Source organism: Mycobacterium sp., from assembly GCF_035570115.1.
Classification (GTDB): domain Bacteria; phylum Actinomycetota; class Actinomycetes; order Mycobacteriales; family Mycobacteriaceae; genus Mycobacterium.
The window spans coordinates 1-8,695 of the sequence record NZ_DATMLH010000146.1 but is presented as its reverse complement, the minus strand read 5'-3'; the positions used below and the strand labels follow the sequence as shown (position 1 = coordinate 8,695).

Below are 8,695 nucleotides of genomic sequence, written 5' to 3'. Positions count from 1 at the left end.
GAGGGCTTTCTCGTTGGGCATCCCCCCGGTGTCGTGGATACCGCGCAGATACGCCTCGACCAGCCCCGTCTTGCTCGCGAAGAGCTGGTACATCGTGCGCTTTGACACGCCTGCCTCTTCCGCGACGCGTTCCACCCCCGTGGCGTGGATGCCTTCGCGGTAGAAGAGCGATCCGGCGGCGGACAGGATCCTTTCCCGCGCGTTGGCGCTGCTCGACGCAGGATCGGTGTGCTTATCGTTCATCGGAACACCAGTATACCGATCAGTTTTCAGACGATCGAATCGCCTTTTTGTAGTCTGTCTCGGAATACCGATCGGTTTCCGGGCGTTGTCGCGGGAGTCAGCACAGGCATCTGCCAGCGGGAAGGCGATAACCATGACCACCAAGAGCGATCTATTCCTGATCACCGGCGCTACCGGCAAGACCGGTGCACACACCGTCCGCTTGTTGCGTGAACGAGGGCTTCGCGTCCGCGCATTCGTGCACGCGTTGGACGACCGTGCGCACCGGCTAGCGGAGCAAGGCGCCGAAATCGTTCAGGGCGACCTGCTGGACTTTCCCGCCGTCAGCGCCGCGATGCCCGGCGTCACCGCAGCCTACTTCAATTATCCGATTGTCCCGGGCTTGATCGAGGCGACGGCGAACTTCGCTCAGGCCGCCAGTGAGGCCGGTGTGCACGCCGTCGTGAACATGTCCCAAATCTCGGCGCGACGTGAAGCTAAAAGCACTGCCGCACGGCAGCATTGGATCGCCGAGCGGCTCTTGGACCGCACGGCGCTCGTCACCACACATCTGCGACCCACCTTCTTCATGGAATGGCTGAACGGATTCTGGGTTCGCACCGACAGCCAAGAAGGCATCTATCGACTGCCCCTGGCCGACGTTTGCCACGCCCCCATCGCCGCGGCCGATCAAGCCAACGTCATTGCAGCGATTCTGCAGAACCCCGACCCGCATGACCGCCAGGTCTATCCACTGTTCGGTGCCGAGGAGCTCGATTGGTACGCCATCGCCGCGAAAGTCGGTGACACTTTGGGCATTCCGGTCCGCTACGAGCCGATCGAGATCTCGACATTCGCCGCAGGTCTGGCGGCCGCCGGTGGGTCCGCCCATTTTGTGCAGCATCTCAGCAACGTGACGCAGGACTACCGCGACGGCGTCTTCTCCGGCATCAACAACCTCGTCGAGCTGATCGGCGGATCCAAACCAACGACCGTTGAAGAGCACGTCGCCGCCACCCGCGCCACATTCGCCACAGACGGCCCGTTCGGCATCACCGACGCGCGACTACCCGCCGCATAACGCCAGGTCGACACCGAAGCGAGCGGTCCGACTACGCGCCGATCTCGGGCATCAACTCGCCCATCTCGATGGCGTTGCTGGCCGGAGTCTCCTCGAGGGCCAGCAGCATCTGAACATCGGCGGCGCCAGTCGCGCTCTGAAGCAGCGACTTGAGCCCAAAGAGCAGTTTGCTCCTATAGTCGGCCGGCCGACCCGCGCGGACCTTGACCGTCAGAATCACCGCCGGCCCTGCCTCGCGGCCGATAAAACCGTCACCGGGAGAAAAGCTGTTGAAGAGGATCTTCGTGTAAGCCTCGTCCAAACCGGACATTTGGCTGTGAAACTCGGTGATCTGCGCAGCGAGCGCCGCCTTCGCTTCCGAGGAAAGCAATCCGTCCGGGGTTGTGATCTTGTAGAGCGGCATCGTGATCTCAGCCTTTCGTTCTGGAGCGTTGTCGCACCTAGCTGATTGTGGCGCGGCTGCGAGGCAAATCGCTGAATCCGCACGAAGGTTGTTCTCGGGCACAGCGGTTGGGGTGGATCGCTGTCGCCGGTGACATCGACAGACTCAGCGGTCTCTGGGCACGGTGGTAGCCAGCCTGGGACGTAGCCAGCCAGCCCGTCGTCACGAATTCGTCGCCGGGCCGAACATCGTTGCGGCTCAGAATCTGTCGAAGATGCTGTTGACAATGTCGTCACCGATGCCGATGCCTGCGCCGGTGACGATCGCCTGGCCAAACCGCCCGCCAAGGAACCGCTGCAATGTGCCGCCAGATGGCGCGGGCTGCTGGTACTGCGGTTGGTATTGGGGCTGATACTGAGGTTGGTATTGCGGCGGTTGCGCGTATTGGGCGGTTGGCGGGTAGTACGACGGCGCGGACGGCTCGGTGGTAGCGACATGGTTGTCAACCAGCGCGTGAATCGCCTGCAGGAGTTCCGTGGTCGTGCTTTGCTCGTCGCGGATGGATAGCGCGATCTCCTTGAGATCCAATGCCCATTCACGGGCATTGGGGTCGCCTGCAGCGGCCGCGGTGGACAATTTGCCGGCGAGCGTCTGGATCAGCGTCGCGGTTTGTTGCGCCTGTTGCTGCAGAGCACTGAATTGGCGGTCAACGGTCTCGGTGTCCACTGTCGCGCTCCCTTAGCTAGGTGTCCGAACTGATTCCTACCATCAGAGCCGACGTTGCTGAGACCCGGCTGAATGATTTCTATGATTCGCTGGGGGCAGGCGGACTTCGCTCTGATGCGCGCTCAGATCGTAGATACCATTCCACCGTCGCATCTGATCGCTGTGCCAGTGATGTATGAAGCCTGGGTGCTACAGAGAAAGGCCGCAGCGGCGCCAAATTCCTCGGGCTGGCCGTAGCGACCCATGGGTATCTGGCGAAACACTTCCTGTTCGGCCTCGGCGACCGAGACGCCAAACGCCTCCGCGACGGCTTTGTCGATCTTACGAGTTCGCGCTGTCGAGACACGCCCGGGTAGAAGCGAATTCACCGTAATACCCAGCGGGGCAACCTCTCCGGCAAGCGTCTTCAAATATCCTGACAGCGCGGCGCGGCCCAAGTTGGACAATGCCAGATTGGGTATCGGTTCAACCACGCTGGTGGAGCTGATGCTCAGGATGCGTCCCCACCGCTTCGCCGACATGCCGGGAAGGGCCAATCTCACTAACTCCAGCTGTGGCATAAGCAATGTCGCTAACGCCGAATCGGCCGCACCAGCCTCGATGTCAACCGCACGCCCCGGCGGCGGACCCGGTCCATTAAGAACCAAGATGTCGATATCACCGACTTTGTCAGTCGCAGCCTCGAATAGTTGCCCGGCACCGCCCTCGCCCGCAAGGTCACATCCGATCGCAACCGCCCGGGGCAATCCCGCGGCCACCTCCTCCGCGCGATCGGCCGACCGGCCGTTGATGACCACAGTCGCGCCTTCGCCAGCAAGCGCCTGTGCGGTTGCCAGCCCCAATCCCGACGTCGACGCGCAAATCAACGCGGTGCGCTGATCTAATCCAAAATCCATTGAACTGCCTTTCAAGCACAGTCCGGTCGAGAGTACTCAGCCGCGGTCTTCAGCATGAGGGTAACGGCCGACGATGCGATCAGCGGTCGAGAAGGCGGGTGAGCTCCCGTCTGAGGTCCGGCCAGGGATCTCGCTGAATCGGAGTCGTTCGAGGCTGGACGGTGAGTGTGAGCGCGAGGCCCCGCATGGCATCGAGCGCGACGCTGAATCGCCGGGTCCACTCGGCGCGCGGGACGTTCGCCGGTGCCGCGTGGGCGGCGATCGCGGCGAATACGGCGGATTGGGGCCGCTCCAGCGGGGCAAGCGCGGCGTACAGCTCGGGATCGTCGGCGGCAGCGATCCACACCTTGACCCATACGGCGTACAGGTCGTCGGTGAACGCGGTCCAGAGCACGTCGAGCAGAGCAGGCGTACGGCGCGCCCCGCCGACGGCCGCCGCCTGCGCGGCCCGAGCCCGCAAGTCGGTCTCCATTCGACGCCAGACCTCGTCGAGCGCCGTGGCGATGAGATCAACCCGGGCCGGGAAATGATGTGCAATCGCCCCGAGCGACGCTCCGGCGGACTCCGCGATCTGTCTGGTGGTCGTGGCCGGATACCCGTGATCGGCAATGGATCTGATGGTCGCCTCGATCAGACGGGCGCGGGTCTGATCGCGCCGCGCCTGCTGCGTCCGCGGAGTGCCGCCGCGAACCGGAGTCGATGCCACCAGAACACTATATATAGACGACAGGTCAGTTGACCTGTAACCTAGCGCCAGGTCACTTGACCCGTAATGTTGAATCCTGGAGGTATGCCCGTGACCGGTGCCGAAACCGCGACACGAACGGCACCGACCGACGGCGGGCTGCGCGTGGAACATCCGGCAGACGGTGTACGGGTACTGGTCCTCGATCGCCCGGGTCGCCGCAACTCTCTCGATCTCGATGTCTTCACCCGACTGGCCCACGAATTGGCGGTGATAAGCGCCGATTCCGCCGTCAGGGCGGTGATTCTCACTGGCGCCAACGGTGCGTTCAGCGCAGGCGCAGACTTCGGCGCGCTCGAGCACCTTTCGCAGCAGTCCGAGACTGAAGTGGCCGAATTGTTGGCCCAGCTGATGCGCGTCGTCGAGTCGCTCTGGGCATTGCCGCAACCGACGATCGCCGCCATCGATGGGCCCGCGGTCGGTGGCGGTATGTCGCTGGCACTGGCCTGCGACATCCGAGTGGGATCACCCACGATGGCTCTGTTTCCGCCGTTCATCCGAATGGGCCTTCTGCCGGATATGGGCGCGAGTTGGATGCTGCCGCGCCTGATCGGCGAGGGTGCGGCGTTGCAGTTACTGCTGACGGGACGACCGACCGACGCCGAAAGCGCGCTGCGAATAGGGCTGGTACACCAGCTGAGTGACGATGCCTTCGCCACGGCGCTCGATCTCGCCACGACATTTGCCGCGCGCCCCGCCGCAGCGGTCCGGGCGACCAAGCGACTGCTGCGTGGGGCCGCCGACGGCACCCTCGCGCAGGCGATCGACCTCGAAGCGGCCGCCCAGGCGGCAGCGATTCATGGCAGCGAGTTCGCCGACCTGTTCGCAACATGGCGGGCCACCCGGAGCGCCGACTGATGACCGGCGTTCGATGTGGACACGTCTTCCGAGACTATGAAGACGTGCGTGCCCGCGCCGGCGCAGTGGCGAACGGGCTTGCCGCCCTTGATGTGACGGCCGGTGATCGAGTAGCCATCTACCTGCACAACGAGATCGCATTCGTCGAAGCGAGCATTGGTATCGGGATGCTGGGCGCCATACCGGTGCCGGTGAACTGGCACTGGCAAGGGGCCGAGCTCGCCTATCTGCTCGATGACAGCGATAGCAAAGTGATCTTCGCCCACACCAGCCTCATCTGCACCGCCGAGGCGGTAGCCGGCGATCGGGCACTGATCGAAGTCACCCAGGAATCGGAACCGCCGACCGGAAGACATCCGGTCTACAAGGACTGGTTGGCGCTGCAGGGTCCATGCTCAGAACCGCCCAGGCAGGCACCGATGGCGATGGTGTACACCTCCGGCACGACGGGCAGACCCAAGGGCATCGTCCGCGCGCCGTCCAACCCCGTGCAGGCGCAAGCCATTGCGGGGTTGCTGCTCGAGACACTCGGGCTGGCCCCAGGGATGCGAACCCTGGTGGCAGCGCCGATGTACCACAGCGCGCCCAATGCTCACGCGCTCGTGAGTGCGGCCGCCGGCATCGATCTCACGATCATGGCAAGCTTCGACGCCGAGGAACTACTACGACTGATCGAAGAACACCAGATCGATCACTTCCAAGCTGTCCCAACGATGTTCGTCCGATTACTGCGCCTTCCCGACGAGGTCCGGGAGAAGTACGACGTCTCCTCGCTGAAGTCCGTCGCGCACGCCGCTGCGCCATGCCCGCCCGAAGTGAAACGACGCATTATCGACTGGTTTGGGCCGATCGTCCGTGAGTTTTACGGCGGCACCGAAACCGGTCCCTGCGTGGCGTGCGACAGCCCTGACTGGCTCGCGCACCCCGGCACCGTCGGACGCCCGATCAGAGACGCCGACGTCAGGATCTACTCCCAGAACGGAGATCTGCTGCCAGAAGGCGAATCTGGGCGCATCCACCTGCGGCCACCGTCGGTTGTGCCGAACTTCACCTACCACGGCAATCCGGACAAGCGGGCCGCAATGGAGGTGGACGGATACCTCGACATTGGCGACGTCGGCTACCTCGATCACGACGGGTTTCTCTACCTCAACGACCGCAGCACGGACATGATCATTTCGGGCGGAGTGAACATCTATCCGGCCGAAATCGAGGCGTGCCTGCTCGAACTCGACGGCATCCGCGACGTCGCCGTCTTCGGCGTACCAGACGATGAGTTCGGGGAGGCGATCGCCGCCCACGTCGAGGCGACCGGCCTGACCGAAGGCGAAGTGCGCGAACACGTCCGAACCAATCTGGCGCATTACAAAACTCCCAGAATCATCGTGTTCGACAACGACCTGCCTCGAGAAGACACCGGAAAACTGATGAAGCGCAAGATCCGCGCGCGATACTGGCCGGCGGCGCGGTGACGGATCGATCGTTCATGCCGAAAGCGCGAGTTGCCGGCCGTTGGGTCGCCGGTGGGGAGCGGCCAGCGTACGGCCACCGCTGCCGCTAGACTCAATCCCGCGTCGTCGCGATCCGCGATGGCTCGACGTTATCGGCTCGCCCAAACAGGCTTATTAGCGACGAGTACAACATGACATCCCGCCACGCAGACCCGAATGCGGCTTCTTCGGTGCGCGATCCGGTGGCCCCGGTCGTCGACGACCTGCCCCAAGGCCTCGCCGACACCGTCGCCGAACTCATTGGGAAGCCACGCGCCCGCGGCTGGATCCACCTCTGCTCGGCGGTGATCGCCACCGTGGGCGGCTTAGCATTGGTGCCGGTTGCGGGGATCACGTCGTCGCAGAAAGCTGTCCTTGCGACCCTGATCTACACAGTCACCATTGTCGCAATGTTCAGCGTCAGCGCCGTCTATCACCGCAAGCACTGGCACAATCCGGTGGCCTTGAAGTGGATGAAGCGGCTCGACCACTCGGCGATCTTCGTCTTCATCGCCGGCAGTTACACTCCCTTCGCGCTGTTGGCGATGCCGCCGCGCACCGGCGCCGAAATGCTGGCCATCGTGTGGATGGGCGCAGTGGCCGGTGTGGCACTCAAGATGTGGTGGCCGTCGGCCCCGCGATGGGTCGGCTTGCCGCTGTACCTCCTACTCGGCTGGGTGGCGATCTGCTTCGCCGGCAGCCTGCTCGACGGCGGGGGTCCGATCGTGGTCAGCCTGCTCGTCCTCGGCGGGATCCTCTACAACGTCGGCGCCATCCTCTACGGCGTTCGCTGGCCGAACCCGTGGCCGCATACATTCGGCTATCACGAGTTTTTTCACGCCTTCACCGCAGCTGCGGCGGTGAGTCACTACGTCGCCGTGTGGTTCGTCGTCCTATAACTTGGCCCCGACGCCTAGCACCCTGCTTCTCGATAGATTGCTCGGATGACAAACATCCTGCTGATCGCCGCTGTCATCGCCTCCGTCGCGGTAAGCCTATGGCTCGTCCAGCGAGGTGGTCGCAACCGCTGAAGTCTGCTTACGAAGAAACCTCGAAAAGCGGTTGACAACGCCGAGTGCACAAATGCACTGCGACGATGGCATACGCATGCGCAGACTATTCAGAGGGTTGCCGTGCCCGCTTCCCGCGCGGCTACGTTGCGCGCGGGATGCGATGCCCCCGCGCCGAGGTGCCTGGGTGGCGGATCGTGTTGTGCCCGAGCTTGCGATTGTGCATGGGTTCGCACGCCGACTTCTGGCGTTCGAGCTGCCGGATCAACTCATACTTGGCTTCGTGAAGGGCGCGGGTGATGTCGCGGTTGTCGGCGACGGCCACGAGCGGCGGGAGACCAGGCAACGTGGTCCGCAACGTGACACGCTGCTCCTTGCGGCCGCGGTCCTGCAACGAGACTTCCAGGCTGATGTCAGGCGGGTCCCACCGGCCCAGATGCGGCTCGAGCGTAGCCAACGCCTCCAGCACGTGCGGACGTTCCTTGGCGACGAATCCCGCACCCATGTGCAGGACATACTCGCCGAGCGGATTATGCGTTTTGTCGCTGGACCTTCTCATCGTGCTGATGGTGACCTCATCTCGGGTGATCTGGTTGCTGAACGATCGTGGCCAGCAGCTGCGGAAGTGGCGCGGTGGCGAAGCCGATGGCGCCGTCGGCGATCCCGTAGGGGATCACCAGGGTGTCGGCGTGAACGAGCGCGCCGCACGAGTAGACGACGTTGGGCACGTAGCCGTTCTGTTCGTCGCGAGCGGGGCTGAGCAATGGGCGTCGTAGCTGGCCGAGCACCCGGGTCGGATCGTCGAGATCAAGCAGAATCGCGCCGATGCTGTACGTGCGCATGGGTCCGACGCCGTGGGTGAGCACCAGCCAGCCTGCATCGGTTTCGATTGGCGGGCCGCAATTTCCGAGTTGCAGCGCTTCCCATGCCTCGACCGGCTGCTGGCAGGGCGACGCGCTCGTCCAGACCGCAAGATGGTCGGCGAAGGCGACGGTGTTGGTCTCGCGGTCCGATCGCGACATGGCGGCATAGCGACCGTGTATTCGTCGGGGGAACAAGGCCAAACCCTTATTGGCCGCGGCCTTCCCGACGAGCGGCCCGGAGGTGAAGGACTGGAAGTCCTCGGTCTTGAGCAGTTGTTGGCTGATGTGGGATCCGCTGTAGGCCGTGTAGGTGGCGTAGTAGGTGACCGAGCCGTCGTCGTCGACGAAGCGGACGAAGCGGGCGTCCTCCATGCCGGCCTGCTCGGCCTCCATCGACGGCCACAGCACGCGCTCGGAAACCG

Annotated in this window: 10 protein-coding genes and 1 pseudogene; 4 read left to right on the top strand and 7 right to left on the bottom strand. The window is 63.9% G+C overall.

The window, feature by feature from the left end:
• On the bottom strand, window positions 1-243 hold a 243-nt coding region (locus VNW74_RS14110; RefSeq protein ID WP_325677804.1), incomplete at its 3' end, for a helix-turn-helix domain-containing protein.
• A 133-nt stretch (window positions 244-376) separates the two neighbouring features.
• Here VNW74_RS14110 and VNW74_RS14105 point away from each other — a divergent pair.
• On the top strand, window positions 377-1,303 hold the full coding sequence (locus VNW74_RS14105) for an NmrA family NAD(P)-binding protein (RefSeq protein WP_325677802.1): 927 nt from the start codon (window positions 377-379) through the stop codon (window positions 1,301-1,303).
• 31 nt (window positions 1,304-1,334) lie between these two features.
• On the opposite strand, the gene VNW74_RS14100 is transcribed toward VNW74_RS14105, so the two are convergent.
• From VNW74_RS14100 to VNW74_RS14085, 4 genes are all read right to left on the bottom strand, one after another.
• Window positions 1,335-1,706, bottom strand: a complete 372-nt coding sequence (locus VNW74_RS14100; protein ID WP_325677800.1) for a tautomerase family protein — start codon at window positions 1,704-1,706, stop codon at window positions 1,335-1,337.
• A gap of 237 nt (window positions 1,707-1,943) precedes the next feature.
• Window positions 1,944-2,411, bottom strand: coding sequence for a hypothetical protein (locus tag VNW74_RS14095; protein WP_325677798.1), 468 nt, complete (start codon window positions 2,409-2,411; stop codon window positions 1,944-1,946).
• 122 nt (window positions 2,412-2,533) lie between these two features.
• Window positions 2,534-3,307, bottom strand: coding sequence for an SDR family oxidoreductase (locus tag VNW74_RS14090; protein ID WP_325677796.1), 774 nt, complete (start codon window positions 3,305-3,307; stop codon window positions 2,534-2,536).
• Between the two features lie 79 nt (window positions 3,308-3,386).
• Window positions 3,387-4,013 carry a helix-turn-helix domain-containing protein gene (locus VNW74_RS14085; protein WP_325677794.1) on the bottom strand — a complete coding sequence of 209 codons (627 nt, stop codon included), beginning with the start codon at window positions 4,011-4,013 and terminating at the stop codon, window positions 3,387-3,389.
• 90 nt (window positions 4,014-4,103) lie between these two features.
• On the opposite strand from VNW74_RS14085, the gene VNW74_RS14080 reads away from it, so the two are divergent.
• From VNW74_RS14080 to trhA, 3 genes are all read left to right on the top strand, one after another.
• Window positions 4,104-4,910, top strand: a complete 807-nt coding sequence (locus VNW74_RS14080) for an enoyl-CoA hydratase/isomerase family protein (protein ID WP_325677792.1) — start codon at window positions 4,104-4,106, stop codon at window positions 4,908-4,910.
• The gene (locus VNW74_RS14075; RefSeq protein ID WP_325677790.1) at window positions 4,910-6,382 is read left to right on the top strand and encodes an AMP-binding protein; all 1,473 of its coding nucleotides are present in this window, start codon (window positions 4,910-4,912) and stop codon (window positions 6,380-6,382) included. The genes VNW74_RS14080 and VNW74_RS14075 overlap by 1 nt, the downstream gene beginning before the upstream one ends.
• Window positions 6,383-6,552: 170 nt before the next feature.
• Window positions 6,553-7,299 carry a PAQR family membrane homeostasis protein TrhA gene (gene trhA, locus VNW74_RS14070; RefSeq protein ID WP_325677788.1) on the top strand — a complete coding sequence of 249 codons (747 nt, stop codon included), beginning with the start codon at window positions 6,553-6,555 and terminating at the stop codon, window positions 7,297-7,299.
• A 253-nt stretch (window positions 7,300-7,552) separates the two neighbouring features.
• Here the strand turns inward: trhA and VNW74_RS14065 are convergent, their stop codons facing one another.
• Both VNW74_RS14065 and VNW74_RS14060 read right to left on the bottom strand, forming a co-directional pair.
• Window positions 7,553-7,969, bottom strand: a complete 417-nt coding sequence (locus VNW74_RS14065; protein WP_325677786.1) for a hypothetical protein — start codon at window positions 7,967-7,969, stop codon at window positions 7,553-7,555.
• Window positions 7,970-7,985: 16 nt separating this feature from the next.
• Window positions 7,986-8,695: pseudogene (locus tag VNW74_RS14060) on the bottom strand (glycosidase); the annotation flags it as partial.

Bases quoted from the DNA above. Each gene is read 5' to 3' on its own strand.
- VNW74_RS14105 (WP_325677802.1), top strand. From the start codon at position 377: ATGACCACCAAGAGCGATCTATTCCTGATCACCGGCGCTACCGGCAAG.
- VNW74_RS14100 (WP_325677800.1), bottom strand. From the start codon at position 1,706: ATGCCGCTCTACAAGATCACAACCCCGGACGGATTGCTTTCCTCGGAA.
- VNW74_RS14090 (WP_325677796.1), bottom strand. From the start codon at position 3,307: ATGGATTTTGGATTAGATCAGCGCACCGCGTTGATTTGCGCGTCGACG.
- VNW74_RS14075 (WP_325677790.1), top strand. From the start codon at position 4,910: ATGACCGGCGTTCGATGTGGACACGTCTTCCGAGACTATGAAGACGTG.
- trhA (WP_325677788.1), top strand. From the start codon at position 6,553: ATGACATCCCGCCACGCAGACCCGAATGCGGCTTCTTCGGTGCGCGAT.
- VNW74_RS14065 (WP_325677786.1), bottom strand. From the start codon at position 7,969: ATGAGAAGGTCCAGCGACAAAACGCATAATCCGCTCGGCGAGTATGTC.